The sequence below is a fragment of the Mesorhizobium sp. M0862 genome (assembly GCF_040319795.1).
Taxonomy (GTDB): Bacteria; Pseudomonadota; Alphaproteobacteria; order Rhizobiales; family Rhizobiaceae; genus Mesorhizobium.
Genome location: NZ_JAMYOJ010000043.1, coordinates 1 through 15,554 on the forward strand (window position 1 = coordinate 1; position 15,554 = coordinate 15,554).

14 protein-coding genes are annotated in these 15,554 nt (G+C 61.9%); 11 read left to right on the top strand and 3 right to left on the bottom strand.

Annotation, left to right across the window (positions count from 1 at the left end; all coding sequences use genetic code 11):
- Positions 1-188: 188 nt before the first annotated feature.
- Both NKI15_RS31395 and NKI15_RS31400 read left to right on the top strand, forming a co-directional pair.
- On the top strand, positions 189-686 hold the full coding sequence (locus NKI15_RS31395; RefSeq protein WP_023710477.1) for a 2,4'-dihydroxyacetophenone dioxygenase family protein: 498 nt from the start codon (positions 189-191) through the stop codon (positions 684-686).
- A 70-nt stretch (positions 687-756) separates the two neighbouring features.
- Entirely contained in the window at positions 757-1,494 is a 738-nt protein-coding gene (locus tag NKI15_RS31400; RefSeq protein ID WP_245263955.1) for an SDR family oxidoreductase, read from the top strand.
- 660 nt (positions 1,495-2,154) lie between these two features.
- On the opposite strand, the gene NKI15_RS31405 is transcribed toward NKI15_RS31400, so the two are convergent.
- Positions 2,155-2,565: a hypothetical protein gene (locus NKI15_RS31405; protein ID WP_023738748.1), complete on the bottom strand. Its 411-nt coding sequence runs from the start codon at positions 2,563-2,565 to the stop codon at positions 2,155-2,157.
- Between the two features lie 293 nt (positions 2,566-2,858).
- Positions 2,859-3,953 carry a mandelate racemase/muconate lactonizing enzyme family protein gene (locus NKI15_RS31410; protein WP_352512101.1) on the bottom strand — a complete coding sequence of 365 codons (1,095 nt, stop codon included), beginning with the start codon at positions 3,951-3,953 and terminating at the stop codon, positions 2,859-2,861.
- A gap of 188 nt (positions 3,954-4,141) precedes the next feature.
- Here NKI15_RS31410 and NKI15_RS31415 point away from each other — a divergent pair, with 188 nt between their 5' ends.
- The 6 genes from NKI15_RS31415 (at position 4,142) to NKI15_RS31440 (ending at position 11,166) form a co-directional block, all read left to right on the top strand.
- On the top strand, positions 4,142-4,891 hold the full coding sequence (locus tag NKI15_RS31415) for an FCD domain-containing protein (protein WP_023748427.1): 750 nt from the start codon (positions 4,142-4,144) through the stop codon (positions 4,889-4,891).
- A complete protein-coding gene (locus NKI15_RS31420) occupies positions 4,888-6,507 on the top strand; it encodes a GMC family oxidoreductase (RefSeq protein ID WP_023714229.1) in 1,620 nt (539 codons plus the stop codon). The genes NKI15_RS31415 and NKI15_RS31420 overlap by 4 nt, the downstream gene beginning before the upstream one ends.
- A gap of 103 nt (positions 6,508-6,610) precedes the next feature.
- Complete coding sequence (locus NKI15_RS31425) at positions 6,611-7,591, top strand: ABC transporter substrate-binding protein (RefSeq protein ID WP_023672664.1); 981 nt, start codon at positions 6,611-6,613, stop codon at positions 7,589-7,591.
- Positions 7,592-7,651: 60 nt separating this feature from the next.
- The gene (locus NKI15_RS31430; protein WP_023825539.1) at positions 7,652-9,196 is read left to right on the top strand and encodes a sugar ABC transporter ATP-binding protein; all 1,545 of its coding nucleotides are present in this window, start codon (positions 7,652-7,654) and stop codon (positions 9,194-9,196) included.
- Entirely contained in the window at positions 9,193-10,197 is a 1,005-nt protein-coding gene (locus NKI15_RS31435; protein ID WP_023726632.1) for an ABC transporter permease, read from the top strand. Before NKI15_RS31430 ends, NKI15_RS31435 begins: the two co-directional genes overlap by 4 nt.
- Before the next feature lie 3 nt (positions 10,198-10,200).
- On the top strand, positions 10,201-11,166 hold the full coding sequence (locus tag NKI15_RS31440; RefSeq protein ID WP_023672667.1) for an ABC transporter permease: 966 nt from the start codon (positions 10,201-10,203) through the stop codon (positions 11,164-11,166).
- A gap of 200 nt (positions 11,167-11,366) precedes the next feature.
- On the opposite strand, the gene NKI15_RS31445 is transcribed toward NKI15_RS31440, so the two are convergent.
- Positions 11,367-12,767 carry a Do family serine endopeptidase gene (locus tag NKI15_RS31445; protein WP_352514053.1) on the bottom strand — a complete coding sequence of 467 codons (1,401 nt, stop codon included), beginning with the start codon at positions 12,765-12,767 and terminating at the stop codon, positions 11,367-11,369.
- A gap of 444 nt (positions 12,768-13,211) precedes the next feature.
- On the opposite strand from NKI15_RS31445, the gene NKI15_RS31450 reads away from it, so the two are divergent.
- The 3 genes from NKI15_RS31450 to NKI15_RS31460 all read left to right on the top strand — a co-directional run bounded on the left by NKI15_RS31450 (position 13,212) and on the right by NKI15_RS31460 (position 15,435).
- Positions 13,212-13,823: an ATP-dependent Clp protease proteolytic subunit gene (locus NKI15_RS31450; RefSeq protein ID WP_023672669.1), complete on the top strand. Its 612-nt coding sequence runs from the start codon at positions 13,212-13,214 to the stop codon at positions 13,821-13,823.
- Between the two features lie 68 nt (positions 13,824-13,891).
- The gene (locus NKI15_RS31455) at positions 13,892-14,320 is read left to right on the top strand and encodes a GFA family protein (protein ID WP_352514054.1); all 429 of its coding nucleotides are present in this window, start codon (positions 13,892-13,894) and stop codon (positions 14,318-14,320) included.
- A 47-nt stretch (positions 14,321-14,367) separates the two neighbouring features.
- Positions 14,368-15,435 carry a M42 family metallopeptidase gene (locus tag NKI15_RS31460; RefSeq protein ID WP_352546202.1) on the top strand — a complete coding sequence of 356 codons (1,068 nt, stop codon included), beginning with the start codon at positions 14,368-14,370 and terminating at the stop codon, positions 15,433-15,435.
- The last annotated feature ends 119 nt before the right edge of the window (positions 15,436-15,554 follow it).

Consider the following 15,554-nt stretch of genomic DNA (forward strand, 5'->3'; position numbering starts at 1 on the left):
GTTCCTTCGCGGGAATCAGGTGACGTGAACAATCACCAGCCTGCCATGACCGCCCCCTCTCAGCGAATTTGCAGAACTCTCAGCACACTACCCAATGCGTGGGCGCCCGATTGCGCCTCGGCAGAACTCGGCCCAGTTGTTAGGATCGCGCTGATATGGACTCCAATGAATTGGCGACAGAGGTTCCTATGTATCAATCCTTCAACGGCTCCGCCCATCCCCTGGCACCGAAAGAGATCGCGATCGCTGCCGTCCCCGAAGACGAGCGTGTCTGGGTCCCACAGGCGGAGGGCGTGTGGTTCCGACCACTTATGCTCAACACAATGCAAGGGCAGTGGTGCAATCTGCTCCGCGTACGCCGGGCCGGGATATTAAGCCGTCATCTGCATCCGGCCCCCGTGCATGGCTATGTGATCAAGGGGCGTTGGCATTATCTTGAACACGACTGGGTGGCAGAGACGGGATCTTACGTTTTCGAGCCGCCCGGTGAAATCCACACGCTCACGGTTCCAAGCGACGTGCCCGAGATGATCACCTTCTTCAACATTTCCGGCTGCATGGTTTACCTGGACAAGGATAACAAGCAGATTGGTTTCGAGGACGTTTTCACCAAGATCGACATGTGCAGAAATCACTATGCGAGCGTGGGTCTCGGTGACGATTTCGTCGATCAATTCGTACGGTAGACATCCGCCCGTTTGCCTTCCGCTGCGGTGAGTTCGCGGTCCGCCACAGAGGCGAAACGAGGAGATATTGGTGACCGACTCCATATGGGCCATGCCCTTCTTCGCGGGCAAGACCGTCGTCATTACCGGAGGCACGACAGGTATCGGAAACGGCATCGCCATGGCGTTCGCCGAGGCCGGGGCAATTGTCCACGCGACGGGGGCCACGGCCGCCGAGGTAGCGGCCGCTCGTGCATACGGCACCGCCGTCTCGTATTCAGTACTCGACGTCCGGGACATGACTGCGGTCGAAGGATATTCCAGTCAGTTCACATCCGTTGCAGCGCTCGTAAATTGCGCAGGGGTAAACCTGCGCGCCGCCGAATTCACTGTCCAGGGTTTCGAAACGGTGGTCGATATCAATCTCACCGGCTCCATGCGGAGTGCGAGCGCGTTCCGAGGGGCACTCTCGAACGGGGGCGCCATCGTCAACATCGCCTCGATGTTCGCGTTTTTCGGCGCGGCTCATGCCCCGGCTTACGCCGCATCCAAGGGCGCCATCGTGCAACTTACCAAGTCGCTCGCCATCGCCTATGCCGGGGATGGCATCCGCGTAAACGCATTGGCGCCTGGCTGGATCGAGACCGCCATGACCGCCGCGCCACGGGCCGATCCAGTTCGCAACGCGGAATTGATGAAACGCACTCCGATGGGTCGCTGGGGTACGCCGGGCGACCTGACCGGCCCCGCCTTGTTCTTGTGTTCTCCGCTCGCGGGGTTCATCACTGGGGCAATTCTGCCGGTTGACGGTGGCTATCTCATTGCGTGAGGCGTTGGCTATGCTGCGCGACCGATCTCCAAGCCTGTGTCGTCGAGATCAAGATCGAACGCGACCAATCGACCATGCCTGACCGCAATTGCCGCCACCAACTCCGCAAGCTCGCCATCCGTATGCTCGCAAAAAGCTGCCTGTTTCCTGACAATCGTGACCGCATCCCGAGTCGATACGACAGAGAACGGCCTCCGGGATCTCACGAAGGATTCCGCAACCTCCGCGACGGATGAAGCTCGGTCAAAATTATCTTGCATACTTGCACCTCTGTACGACGCTAGCCCAAGCTCGGCCCGCGCAAATTGTTCCCACTGGCCTAATGCAGCCTGGTTGGCATCCGGCCTGGCCCTTGTGTGCGAAGGCCGGGAGCAACGCGACATGGCCGTCGCCGTGCCTTGGACAGTAGGCTGGACGCATTCGTCTCCACTCAACCAAAGGTCACGCCATCGGCCAGTCCTCGCTACATGCTTCAAATGCGAACACGAGCGCGACGCTACAGACGAGGAGGATCAGATGTGTCCAAGCCGCTCGCCAAAATTTCCGATCCTCGGATCACCGCAGTTCCCGCGCAACAAGTCCGCCGGGAGACCTGTTTGCTCGCGCTAATTGCGGTCGACTGACTCCTGGCTCATTCGCCGCCCCGCCAGTTGGCTCCGGTCAGCCGGCCTCGTCCGTCTCCGTCATCGCTGGCCGGCGGACGATCCAATCCACCAAACCGGCTTCGGTCTGCTCGCAGGCCACGAATTCGCGCACCAGACTTCGCGCCAGCTCGCGCCATTGACACTCGGGCACGTTCATCTCCGCGATCAGATCTCGGCATGCAGCGCGTATGATGTCGGCATCGAAGGCTGACACGGCGACAGGACCACGGTCTGTATTCTTTGCTCGAGGAGTGTCGTCGCCCTGACGTTCGCGAAAGCGCCTCAGCACCTCGCGCGATGTGGCGATCGCTTGTCGGGTTTGACTCATAGCCTCGTAAAATCCAACTTCGCGGACCGGTGAGCGGTGCCGTGATAGAATGAAGTCCTCCATAACCGGATGTGCAGTGTCCGTACGCGTTGCAACCATCGCCGCCTCCCTGCAGGCGCACCCAATGCTTGCAGCTTCTGCCCGTTTTCGGGCGGCCGCCTGCATTTGTCGTGTCGCTGCTATGATCGCGTGAGTTAAAGCCGGTGAAGCGTCGCTGCAATTACAAATGTAAGTGTGGCATCCGATAAGTGGTATGCCCGCTGGCTGCGGCGGCGGCGAGTTCGTTCTTCAGACGGTCGAAGTCTTCCTCGGCGAAGCGCTCTCCGCGTTGCCGGAACGAGGAAGCAGGATCTGGACAAAATGCATGCGGCCGTGCCGCCGTTCAGGGGGCGCTATTGGCGAAAATCCGCCAATTTGCGCCAATCGAAGACAACGCCCACTCCAGGCTCGTCGGGTGCTATCGCCAAACCATCCTGAAGCCTAAGCGGCTCGGTGGTGTAAAGGTCAATATCGAAACTATGCGCCTCCACCCAGCCGGCATTTGTCTGACCTGCAACGAGACTGACATGAAGTTCCTGCATCCCGTGACTGCAGACCGGAATGCCAGCCTTGCGTGAGAGCGCTGCCACGCGCAGCCAGCCGGTGACCCCGCCGCAGTTGGAGGCGTCGGGTTGGATGTAGGCGAGATTCGACCAAGCGAAGGCATGCTCGAACTCCTCGATGACATGCAGGTTTTCTCCCATTGCCAGGGGCATTCCGGTCGCCTTGGCAATGCTGGCGTAACCCTCATAGTCGTCGGGTATGATGGGCTCCTCAAACCACAGCAGATCGTAGGCGGCGAATGCTCTCGCTGCCTCGATCGCTCGCGGGACGTCGAGCGCGTAGTTGGCGTCAACCATAAAGGTGACATGAGGGCCGATGCGCTCGCGGACTGCCTTCACCCGGGCCACATCCTCGGCCAGGTCGTCCTTGCCGACCTTGATCTTCACCCCGGTGAAGCCGGCATTGAGATAGGAATCGATGCTGGCCAAAAGCTGATCGAGGGTAAAGTTTAGGTCGATGCCGCCGCGATAGGCCTTGGCGCTCTTCCCGGCCCCGCCCGCCATCTGCCAAAGCGGCAGGCCGCTACGCCGGCCCTTGAGGTCCCATAATGCGATGTCGATCGCCGAGATCGCGAAAGAAGCGATGCCGCCGCGCCCGACATAGTGGATGTGCCAGAGCATGCCGTCGTAGATCGTGTCGATTTGCGTTGCGTCGCGTGCCTTGAGGAACGGCGCGAGGTCGTGATCGATCATTGCCTTGATCGCATAGCCGCCCCTGCCGCCGGTGTAGGTGTAGCCTGTGCCCTCGGTGCCGTCGGCAAGCCTCAGCGTGACGGTGACCAGCTCGAAATGCGTGTGCGCGCCGTGCTTGGCATCGGTCATCACCTCACGCAGTGGGACCCGGAACAGCCGGGTCTCGGCTTCCTTGATTTCGGTGCGGCTCATGCTGCGCTCCATTCAGGCTTTTTCATCGGACCATAATTGCACCGGCAGCGCTGACTGGCAACAATGTGGCTCATCTTTCAGCGATTCTGAAGCCAATCAGTCATTTTTGGTCCTACAAAAGCATCAATCCGCTTGTGCTTTGGTCCGATTTACCTTCTAATAACAGGACCATCTGGGAGGAAAAAGGCTTGCTGGATACGGAAGAGCGTCCTGAGATGCCCGCGGCTATTCTCGCCGCCCGCGCGGCCGACGCGATGGTGGCCGGCATAGAGGCCGACATCACGTCCGGAAGGCTTGGCGACGGCAGCTACCTGCCGGCCGAGCGCGAACTGATGATCGAGTATGGTGTAGGCCGGGGCGTTGTGCGTGAGGCGATTGCGCGCCTGGCCAGCCGCGGCCTGGTGGAAGCGCGTCCGCGGTTCCGGCCCGTGGCGCGCCGGCCTGGCCTGGATGCCGCGCTCGGCGCCCTCGACGGCATCGTAGGACATCTGCTGAGCGACCAGGCGGGCGTGAAGAACCTCTACGACATGCGCGTCTTCCTCGAGGCGTCGCTGGCGCGCAACGCCGCCATCCATGCCCGCAAGGATGACATCGCAGCCCTGAGGGCGGCGCTGGCGATGAACGAGGCGGCGATCCCGGATTCCGAGAAATTCTATGCGACGGACGTGGCGTTCCACGCAGCGCTCTATGATATCGCGCGCAACCCGGTGCTGCCTGTCGTGCACAAGGCATTTACCGCCTGGCTGTCGCCGCATTGGATGCGCATGCCACGGTCGCCCGAGCGCAACCGCGTGAATTTCCTCAGCCATCGTGAAATCTGCACGGCCATCATTGAGCGAGATCCTGACGGCGCCGAGCGGGCGCTGCTCAACCACCTCTCGGCGGCCTGGGAGTATGTCCGCGGTACATTCGAAAGCCGTGAGGCGCCGGAAGCATGACGCAGTCCTACGACCATATCGTGGTGGGCGGCGGAGCAGCCGGCTGCGTCGCGGCGGCAAGGCTTGTCAAAGCGGGACGGCGAACCCTGCTGCTGGAGGCCGGCCATTCCCATCATCACCCCTTGCTCGACATGCCGCCCGGCATCTTCAAGATGATCAACGGCTCGAAATTCATGCGCTATCACCGCACCGAGCCGCAGGCCCATCTCGACGGGCGCGTCCATGAAATCTCGCAAGGCAACGTGCTGGGCGGCGGCACCTCGGTCAACGCCCAGGTCTACATGCGAGGCCGCTCGGCCGATTATGAGGAGTGGGACGAGCTGCTGCGCGGCAACAATGCCGGCGTACGCTGGAACTGGCAGGCGGTGCTGCCGCATTTCACCGGCATGGAGGGAAACAACCGCCTCGGCGGCGAACTGCATGGAAGCGAAGGTCCGCTGCTGGTCTCGGATCCAGGCCACATCGATGATGTTTCCCGTTGGTTCGTCCAGGCCGTCCAAGGCCTTGGATTGCCGTACAACCATGACTTCAACGGACCGTCGCAGCGCGGGGTCGGCTTCTACCAGTTCATGAACCGGCGGGGAAAGCGAAGCAGCGCCGCCTATGCCTTCATCGAGCCGCTGACGAATGATCCCAAGCTGACGCTGAAACTCAATTGCACAGTCAGCCGGCTGCTGATCGAAAACGGTCGGGTCACCGGCGTCGTCTATTCGGATGCGTCGGGCGCCGAGCATACCGTCCATGCAGATGCCGACGTGATCGTCTCGTCCGGTGCCCTCGTCTCGCCGAAACTGCTCATGCTGTCCGGCATCGGCCCCGCCGAGGCGCTTGCCGGGCACGGCATTTCCTGCGTCGCCGACCTGCCCGGGGTCGGCGAAAACCTGATCGACCATCCGGAGGTGCCGATCATCGCCACCGCAAACGGCCCATACGGCTATTTCAGGCAGGGCCAAGGCTGGAGGATGATCAGGAACGGCCTGCATTTCAAGCTCTTCGGCACCGGCACGATCCTGTCAGCGGGGGTGGAGGCCGGAGCCTTCGTCAATCCGGCCGATCCCGAGGGCGAACCGACGATCCAGGCCTTCTGCGTGCCGCACGTCTATCTGGACCGCGATATCCTGACCTTGGTCGAGAACACCTATGGGCTTACCGTGACGACAGTGGTGGTGAAGCCAAAGTCGCGCGGTTTCGTAAGGCTGCGTTCGGCGGATCCGAAGGACATGCCGATCGTTTCGCCGAACCTCCTTAAACATCCCGACGACATGAGGGAAATGATCTGCGGCCAGCGTTATTTCCTGCAGGCTTTTCAGACCAAGCCGCTCGCCGATCGGGTCAAGGCCATTGCCGTGCCAAGCCAGGATGATCTCAGCGACGAAGCCATGACAAAGCATTGCAAGCGCTTTGTGAAGACCAACTACCATCCGGCCGGGACATGCCGGATGGGCTCGGACAGCGACCGGATGGCGGTGCTGGACGCGGCGCTGCGCGTGCGCGGAATAGACAATCTGCGGGTTGCCGACATGTCGGCCTGCCCCAACATCAATGCCGGCAATACGGCGGCGCCCGCCATGATGCTGGGCGACCGCTGCGCCGACTTTATTTTGGAGGCGGCATAGCGCCTCATCCAGCTTCCCGACGGCGTCATCGCCGACGCCGTCTGGGCCGATATCGTGAGGAAATTACACAGTCGCTGAAAGCGACAATAAAGGAGGAAAGAGCATGATCATTACCCGTCGAAAACTACTGGTTGGCTCCGCCGCCGGCGCGGTCGCGCTGACACTCGGCTCACGCGCCTTCGCGGCGCTCCCGCCGCTCGCCAAGAAGGACAAGTACAAGGTCGGTTTCGCCCAGACGGAAAGCAACAATCCGTGGCGTCTTGCCGAGACCAAGAGCATGCAGGACGAAGCCGCCAAGCTTGGCCATCAGCTGGTCTACACGGATGCCGCGGGTTCGTCGGCCAAGCAGGCCTCCGACGTGAACTCGATGATCGCGCAGGGCGTCGACGCAATCTTCCTGCCGCCCCGCGAAGACAAGCCCCTGGTGCCGGTCATTCTTGCCGCGCGCGATGCCGGCATACCGGTGTTTCTGGTCGACCGCGACGTTGATCACACCATGGCCAAGCCGGGCGAGGATTATGTCTGCTTCATCGGTTCGGATTTCATCGAGGAGGCGACCCGCGTCGGCGAATGGCTGGTCAAGAACGCCAATGGCAAGTCGAAGATCATCGAGCTGGAAGGCACGACCGGAGCCTCGGCCGCTACCGACCGCAAGAAAGGCTTCGACGATTTCATCGCCAAGCACTCGCAGTTCACCATCCTGGCGTCGCAGTCCGGCGACTTCGCCCGTGACAAGGGCCGGCAGGTCGCCGAGACGCTGCTTCAGGCGCACCCTGATGCGGATATCATCTACGCGCATAATGATGAGATGGCGCTGGGCGCCATCGCCGCTCTGGAAGCAGCCGGCAAGACCCCGGGCAAGGATGTGCTGATCTTGTCGATCGACGGCGAGAAGGAAGGCGTCCAGGCGATCATTGACGGCAAGATCGGCGCTATCTGCGCTTGCAGCCCGCTGTTCGGGCCGAAGGCCTTCGCTACGATGGCCGACTATGCGGCCGGCAAGAAGATCCCGCCGTTCATCAAGAACGAGGATGCCTTCTTCGACGCCACGAACGCGAAGAAAGACTTCGATATTGCGTTCTGATATCCACTTTCTTTCCAGTTGCCCTACCCGCTTCGGCGGGTAGGGTTTGGGAGTTTGACGATGACCGCTCAGCCGGACCAAGCCGCGCTGCTCCTGGACATGCGTGACATCCAGAAGCGTTTTGCCGGCATCCCTGCCCTGGCCGATGCCTCGCTCCAGGTTCTTCCGGGCGAGATCCACGCACTCATCGGCCAGAACGGTGCGGGCAAATCGACACTTATCAAGGTGCTCACCGGCTATTACCGCCGGGATGCGGGGCAGGTGCTGTTCGAACGGAAGCCGTTCGAAGTTGGGTCTCCGCATCAGGCGCAGGTCAGCGGCATCAGCACCATCTACCAGGAGATCAATCTCGTACCGCTGCGCTCGGTGACCGAGAACATCTGCCTTGGACGCGAGAAGCGCCGCCGCGGCCTGCTCGACTGGAGCGCGATGCATGCGGAAGCCGAGCGCCTGCTCAGCCGCTTCTCGATCGGCATCGACGTGCGCCGCCCGCTCAGCGATTTCAACACCGCCACGCAGCAGATGGTGGCGATCGCCCGCGCCATCGGCTTTTCCGCCCGCCTCGTGATCATGGATGAGCCGACCTCCTCGCTAGACGAGCGTGAAGTCTCGGTCTTGTTCAGCGTTATCCGTCAGCTCAAGGCCGACGGCGTCTCCGTTCTGTTCGTCAGCCACAAGCTCGACGAGTTGTACGAGGTCTGCGACCGGGTCACGATCATGCGTGACGGCCGCACGGTGCGAAGCGCGGCGATGAGCGACATCGGCAAGCTGGAGCTGGTCGCGGCCATGCTCGGCCGCGACGTCGCAGCCGTCGAAGGCCATGCGACCGCGTTCGGCGAACGCGATCGGTCGAGGATCGGTGATGTGCTGTTTACCGCGCAAGGGCTGGCGGCCGGCCAGTTGGTGCGTGACGTGAGCTTCGACCTGCGCCGCGGCGAGATCGCCGGCTTTGCCGGCTTGCTCGGCGCCGGCCGCACCGAAACAGCCCGCCTCGTATTCGGCGCCGACCGCCGGAGCGCAGGCGAGATGACGATGGAAGGCGCGTCCTACCATCCCGCACGTGCCGCTGATGCCATCGCCGCAGGGATGGGCTTCTGCACCGAGGACCGCAAGGCCGAGGGCATCGTGCCGGAAATGACCGTCGCGGAGAACATAACACTGGCACTGCTGCCGAAAATCAGCCGCAATGGCATCCTGAACGAGGCCCGGCAGAAGGAGATCGTCGAGCGCTTCATTCGTGAACTCGACATCAAATGCTCGGGGCCTAACCAGAAGGTCCGCGAGTTGTCGGGCGGGAACCAGCAAAAGGTGCTGCTTGCCCGCTGGCTGGCAATGAACCCGAAGCTGCTCATTCTCGATGAGCCGACGCGCGGCATCGATGTCGGGGCCAAGGCCGAGATCCAGCGCCTCATCCGCAAGCTTGCCGATGGCGGGCTCGGCGTGCTGATGATCTCCTCGGAACTCGAGGAAGTGATGGAAGGAGCCGACCGCATATTCGTGCTGCGCGAAGGAGTGAGGGTGGCCGAACTGGAAGGCCAGGCAGCCAACGAGGAGGACGTGCTCGCGGCGATGGCGCATGGCGGCGCGGCGAAGGAGGCAGCGTGAGCGATCTGGCCACACCATCCGCAGCCAACGACGCTGGAAACCGCCGCTTTGATGTGTTCGGTTTCCTGGCGCGCTACGGCACGGTGATCGCGCTTGTGCTGCTGGTCGTCTTCAACCTTGCCTATACGCGCAATTTCGCGACGCTGCAGACACTCAACGTCAACCTGACCCAGGTCTGCACGATTGTGATCGTCGCGGTGGGGATGACCCTGGTGATCGCCACCGGCGGCATCGACCTGTCGGTTGGTTCGCTGATGGCGATCTCCGGCGCATTGGCGCCGATGATCTTCATGGGCACGATCTTCCCGGTCGGAAACATCTATCTGGCGGTAGCCGTCGCGATGGTTGCCTCGATCCTCGTCGCCGGCCTGTTCGGGTTGTTCAACGGCTGGTTGGTCTCGCGCTTCCGCATCCAACCGATCGTCGCAACGCTCGTGCTGTTCATCGCCGGGCGCGGGATCGCGCAGGTTATGACCAACGGCAATCTGCAGACCTTCCGCGTGCCGCAATTCCAGTGGATCGGACTTGCCCGCCCGCTCGGCATTCCCGCGCAGGTCATCATCATGGCCGTGCTGGTTGCGGCGGCCGCTTGGGCCCTTCACCGCACGGTGTTCGGGCGAAGCATCCTGGCTGTCGGCGGCAATGAAAAGGCCTCTGAACTGGCCGGCATCGCCGTATCGAGGATCAAGCTCGCCGTCTATGCGATCAGCGGCCTGTGCGCGGGGCTAGCCGGTCTCGTCGTCATTGCGATCAACTCCTCCAGCGACGCCAATCTCGTGGGGCTGGGCATGGAACTCGACGCCATCGCGGCGGTCGCGGTGGGCGGCACGTTGTTGAGTGGTGGAAAGGCCACAATCATCGGCACCCTGCTGGGCGCACTGACCATCCAGTTGGTGCGCTACACGCTGCTTGCCAATGGCGTGCCCGACGCCGCTGCGCTCGTCGTCAAGGCCGGCATCATCGCATTCGCCGTCTGGCTGCAGCAGCAACACCGGGTGTAATTCATGAACAGCGCCAGACTGGTTCGCATCATCGGCACCTACGGTGTCGTCATCGCGCTTGCAGCCCTCGTCCTGTTCGGATTCCTGCGCTACGACCGCTTCCTCGGCCTCTTCAACGTGATGAGCGTTCTGCGCTACAACTCGATGTTCGCGCTCGTCGCGCTCGGCATGTGCTTCGTGATCATGACCGGCGGCATAGACCTGTCCGTCGGCTCCGTCGCCGCCTTGGGCAGCGTCGCTTCCGCCCTGGCGAGCCCGCACGGCATCGTGGCAGGCCTTGCAGCGGGCGTTGGCGCCGGCCTGGCAGCCGGGCTGATCAACGCGCTCCTGGTTACGCGCGGCAACCTGATGCCATTCATCGCCACGCTTGCCACCATGCTGGCCGCAAGCGGCTCGGCGCTGCTTCTGGCCGGCAACCAGACCGTTTCGGTGTCTTATGATTCGGGTTTCACCGCCATCGGCCAGGGGAATTTCTGGATTTTCCCGATTCCGGCAGTCATCGCCCTGGTTGCCTATGCCGTCGGCTCAGTGGTCCTGAACTACACCAGCACGGGACGGACGGTGCTGGCCATCGGCGGTGGCGAGGATGCCTCGCGGCTGATGGGGCTGCGCACTGACCGCGTCAAATTTCTCGTCTATGTCGCAAGCGGGTGCCTGGCCGGGCTCGCCGGCGTCGTCCTCGCTTCTCAGTTCGGCGCAGGCCAGCCGATCGAGGGCGTCGGCTGGGAGCTGTTTGCCATCGCAGCCGTGGTCGTGGGCGGGACGCTGCTGACCGGCGGCTCGGGCTCGGTGTTGACCACGCTGGCCGGCGTGCTGTTGCTCGGGATCCTTTTCAACGTCCTGAACTTCGAAAACGGCATGGGTTGGATTTCGCTGTCAGCCTACTGGCAGTCGGTGATCCGCGGGCTGTTTTTGCTCGTCGTCGTCCTTCTCCAGGCACGGCTTACGGCAAGGCGCGAAACTGCCTGAGGATGGCAAGCGCCTTCGAGCACGATGAGCTCAAAAGAGCTCTGGCGCTCCAGAATAGGTGCGCGTTGCGCGCCCGGCCCAATGAGCGCATCCCGCAGACTTTCTGCGGCGATGCTCCCCCGTTGCACCTGGCGTCCGGCGCCTTTGGGGCGGATCCGCAAGCGGATCGTGGTGCAGTCACATGGTCGTCCTGGAGACGGTCATTTCCCGGCGACCGCCACGAACACGGACTGCCCCTGCCTTTCCAGCCGAAACAGGATGGGCTTGCTCTGCCGGCGAGAGTTCGCCCACTCGTCGACGATATCCGAAGGCTCCGTCACGCGGCGATTGTTGGCCGATATGATGACATCGCCCGGCTGCAATCCGCTCCGGGCGGCAAGGCCATCGGGAACCACTTCCACGACGAAGACACCGGTCGTTCCCGATTTGATGCCTAGCTGCTGACGCGCCTGATCCGGAATCGGGCTGAGGGATAGGCCGAGGCCTTCGGCCGCCGACTTCTTGTCGGGAACAGCGCCGGTCTTCACCTCCGCATCCTTGCGCTCACCGATGACAAGCGCGACCTCCTGGTCCTTGCCGCCGTTACTCCGTGTCAGAGTGGCCTTGCTGCCAGGCTTCTGGCTAGCCGTCGCAAGCGTGAGGTCATGGACACCCTCAATGCCCTTGCCGTTGAACCGGGTGATCACGTCACCCGGCTTCAAGCCGGCTTTCTCCGCCGGGCTGCCGGGCTCGACCGAAGCAACCAGCGCGCCCTTGTCATCCTTCATCCCGAGGGCCTCAGCCAGCGACGGCGTGATGTCCTGCAGGCGGACCCCGATGAAGCCACGCTCGATCCGGCCGGTTCTAATCAACTGGTCGGCGATGCTCTGGGCGGTGCGCGATGGCACCGCAAATCCGATCCCGATGCTGCCGCCCGACGGCGAGACAATGGCGGTGTTGACGCCGATCACCTCGCCACGTGCGTTGAACAGCGGACCGCCCGAGTTGCCTCGATTGATCGACGCGTCCGTCTGGAGAAAATCGTCATACGGCCCGGCTTGAATGTCTCGCGAGCGGGCCGAAAGAACGCCGACAGTGACAGTCCCTCCGAGCCCGAAGGGACTGCCGATCGCGATTGTCCATGCGCCCGGCTGCATTGCATCCGAGTCACCCCATTTGGTCGTGGTCATGTTGGGCCGCGGGTCGACCTTCAGCACCGCTATATCGGTGGCGGGGTCACGGCCGACCAATTGCGCCGGCGCCGTTTCCTTGTCGGAAAATACGACATGGATCTCTGTCGCATCGGCAACGACATGGTTGTTGGTGACGATGTAGCCGTCGGCACTGATCACAAATCCGGAGCCAAGCGCCTCCCTCACCTGCGGCTGAACGGGTCCGAGGCCCTGGCCGTCGAACGGACTTGTAAAGTCGCCCGCCGTCGTCTGGTCCTGGACAACCTCCCGGGTCGTGATCGCGACCACGGCCGGCAATTTCTGCTGGATGATCGCTGTGAAGTCGGTCGGGGTATCCTGGGCCAGGACAGGCGCCACGCCACTGGCCGAGAGCATCAGCGCAACCGCGATCAAGCGCGTTGCAAATCGTCTTTGCATATCGTGAGACATTGCTGGACCTCCTGCCGGACAGCCCCGGCCGCTCGGCCGCGCCGCGCGGAGCCGGTGCTCCGGACGCTAGAACTGCCAACAAAGCTGTTTGTTTCAGCCCCCCGGAAAAATGGCACGGCCAGGAAAAATAGCCCGACCGCAGGGTCCGGAAGGCAGCAGCCGGGAACCATTGAGGCCGTCGAGTTCAACCGTCCACAGGACTGGTCCCGGACGTGGCAGAAATCAGCAAAGCGACTGCGTCAGCTCCGGCAAATGCCCGATATGCCCATGGAGCCAACCTAGCGGCTGAGGTGCCTCTACCGGGCCTGGTGCGAAAAGGATCTGCAATGAAAGAGGGAGCTCCACAGCCGCCGAGAGACGCGGCTGTGATCACCACCGCTCGAACTCCCTCAAGGGAACAAAAGGGTACCAACTAAGTTCGGCCCCCATAATGAGGATGCCTATATGGACCTGTTGCCCCAGTCAGCCGAACACACCGTCTCCCCGCCGCCCGCTCCAGACCTTCACCGGCTTTTGTTCGATCCAAACTTGCGTATACACGGCTTGATTGATGACACTGTCGTCACCAAAGCCTTGGACGATTTGAAAGCCGTGCGTTCCGGGGAAGACGATCTCTACGTTGAAATCGACACGCCCGGAGGCGACGCCGACGGCGCGCGACGTCTAGCTCTAGAGTTCAAACTTTTTCTGAAACACTCGGGCCGCAACGGCTACATCATTGGCAAGAATACGGTTTACTCTGCCGGGGTAACGGTCCTTGCCGCTTTCCCGAAAGCCTGCAGGTTCCTTTGCCCGCAAGCAGTCCTGCTGATTCATGAAAGAAGGCTTGAGAAAGACTTGGTTCTGAATGGACCAATTCGAAGCTGTCTTCAGATCGTTCGCGAACAACTTGCGCTGTTGGAAACGGCAGAGCGACTCGAGAATGAAGGGTTCGCCGATCTCGTCCAAGGTTCTCGAACATCGCTGGAAGAGCTGCGCGACCATGCCCTGAACAGCTGCTACCTGATGGCAGCGAGAGCTTTGGAGCTGGGCCTTGTTGAAGACATTGCCCATTAACTTGATGCCTCGATGCAAACACCAGAGCGGAGTCCAACACGCTTCCCTCACTCATGCCGGCGGCGACCATGAACGACGAGGTTGACAAGACAGAGCGGACCGGCGGCTGTCTTTGCGGGTCTGTGAGGTATGTTGTTACCGGCGCGCCGTTGCGCGTTGGCTTGTGTCATTGCCAGGATTGCAAGCGAACCAGCGGCAGCACCTACAGTGCCTTTGCCGTGTGGCCGCGGTCGGCTTACCAGTGCAAGGGCGAGCTTGCGGCGTTCAACGGCAGAGGTTTTTGTCCGGCATGCGGGTCGCGCGTGGTGAATCTTCGCGACGACGAAGCCGAGATCATGACCGGCACTCTCGACGATGCGCCAAACGACCTTCTCCCGACATACGAGCTTTGGACCCCCCGGCGCGAAGCCTGGCTCCACAACCTGCCTTGGGCTGACCAATTCGCGGGCGATCGCACCGAAGAAGGCCAAAATTGGCGCGAAGCCCGGCGAGTATGACCATGCTCGAATGGCCCTCCGCCCCTTGAACCGTGAAAGTCAGCTTGATGCGCGATGAATCACTCAAGTTCTTGAAGGAAATTGTGGCGACCCCGTCGCCGAGCGGCTTTGAGCAACCCGTAGCGGAGCTTTTCCGCGAGTATGTTCGTCCGTATGCCCACAGGTTGACGACGGACGTCATGGGCAATGTCACGGCGATCATAAATCCTGAGGCGTCTATGCGCTTCATGTATGCCGGGCACATGGATGAGGTCGGCTTCATCGTCCATTACATCGACGATGACGGCTTTCTTTTCTTCAGCACCATAGGTGGAACGGACGTTGCCACTGAAATCGGCCAGCGTGTCTGGGTGCATGGCAAGGAGCCGATCCTGGGCGTCGTAGGTCGCAAGGCAATCCAGACGTTCAAAGCCTCTGACACGTCCCAAACTCCCTCGCTGATGGAACTATGGATCGATATCGGCGCGAGTTCGCGAGAGGAAGCGCTGGAGGTCGTAGAGGTCGGCAGCGCGGTCACTATCCACGGCGAGTTTGCAGCGCTCCAGGGCAACCTTGCTGTCGGACGAGCGTTCGACAACAAGGTCGGCCTCCTCATCGGCGCCGAGGTGCTGCGCTGCCTCTCCGAGGAGGGAGGCGTTCACCCCGGCGTGGGGCTCTATATCCTGGGTACGGTTCAAGAGGAAATCGGTTCCCGAGGCGCGATGACCTCGGCGTTCAATATCGCGCCTCGAACCGGCCTCGCAATCGATATGGGCGTGGCAATGGACTATCCGCGCGCTCGCGCCGAGGATCAGGGCAAACTGGACCTTGGGAAAGGGCCGGCAATCACTCAAGGCGCCAACACCAACCCGGTGGTGTTCAAACTGCTGAAGTCGGTGGCCGAGAAAGAGGGCCTACCTTTTCAGCTTCAGGCGGTGGGCAGCTCAAGCCCTACCGACGCGCGTGTCATGCAGCAGAACCGAGGCGGCGTCGCAAGTGGGGTGCTCTCCGTGCCTTTGCGTTACATGCATACCCCGTCCGAAGTTGTTTGCCTGGATGATGTGCAAACGACGATTGACCTGGTTTGCGCATATTGCCGGCAATTGACGCCGGAGATCGACTTCACGCCAAGATGAGAGCGGCGGGATTAATTGTGGAAGGGTTGTGTGCGTCAAGTTCTGCAAAATGGGGCAGCCATGATGCTGGTCATGCGGCTTGGCGCAGAGCGAGCTTCTTGTGCTCGCGCAGGTCGTCC

Bases quoted from the DNA above. Each gene is read 5' to 3' on its own strand.
- NKI15_RS31395 (WP_023710477.1), top strand. From the start codon at position 189: ATGTATCAATCCTTCAACGGCTCCGCCCATCCCCTGGCACCGAAAGAG.
- NKI15_RS31405 (WP_023738748.1), bottom strand. From the start codon at position 2,565: ATGGTTGCAACGCGTACGGACACTGCACATCCGGTTATGGAGGACTTC.
- NKI15_RS31410 (WP_352512101.1), bottom strand. From the start codon at position 3,953: ATGAGCCGCACCGAAATCAAGGAAGCCGAGACCCGGCTGTTCCGGGTC.
- NKI15_RS31420 (WP_023714229.1), top strand. From the start codon at position 4,888: ATGACGCAGTCCTACGACCATATCGTGGTGGGCGGCGGAGCAGCCGGC.
- NKI15_RS31425 (WP_023672664.1), top strand. From the start codon at position 6,611: ATGATCATTACCCGTCGAAAACTACTGGTTGGCTCCGCCGCCGGCGCG.
- NKI15_RS31430 (WP_023825539.1), top strand. From the start codon at position 7,652: ATGACCGCTCAGCCGGACCAAGCCGCGCTGCTCCTGGACATGCGTGAC.
- NKI15_RS31440 (WP_023672667.1), top strand. From the start codon at position 10,201: ATGAACAGCGCCAGACTGGTTCGCATCATCGGCACCTACGGTGTCGTC.
- NKI15_RS31445 (WP_352514053.1), bottom strand. From the start codon at position 12,767: ATGTCTCACGATATGCAAAGACGATTTGCAACGCGCTTGATCGCGGTT.
- NKI15_RS31450 (WP_023672669.1), top strand. From the start codon at position 13,212: ATGGACCTGTTGCCCCAGTCAGCCGAACACACCGTCTCCCCGCCGCCC.
- NKI15_RS31455 (WP_352514054.1), top strand. From the start codon at position 13,892: ATGAACGACGAGGTTGACAAGACAGAGCGGACCGGCGGCTGTCTTTGC.
- NKI15_RS31460 (WP_352546202.1), top strand. From the start codon at position 14,368: ATGCGCGATGAATCACTCAAGTTCTTGAAGGAAATTGTGGCGACCCCG.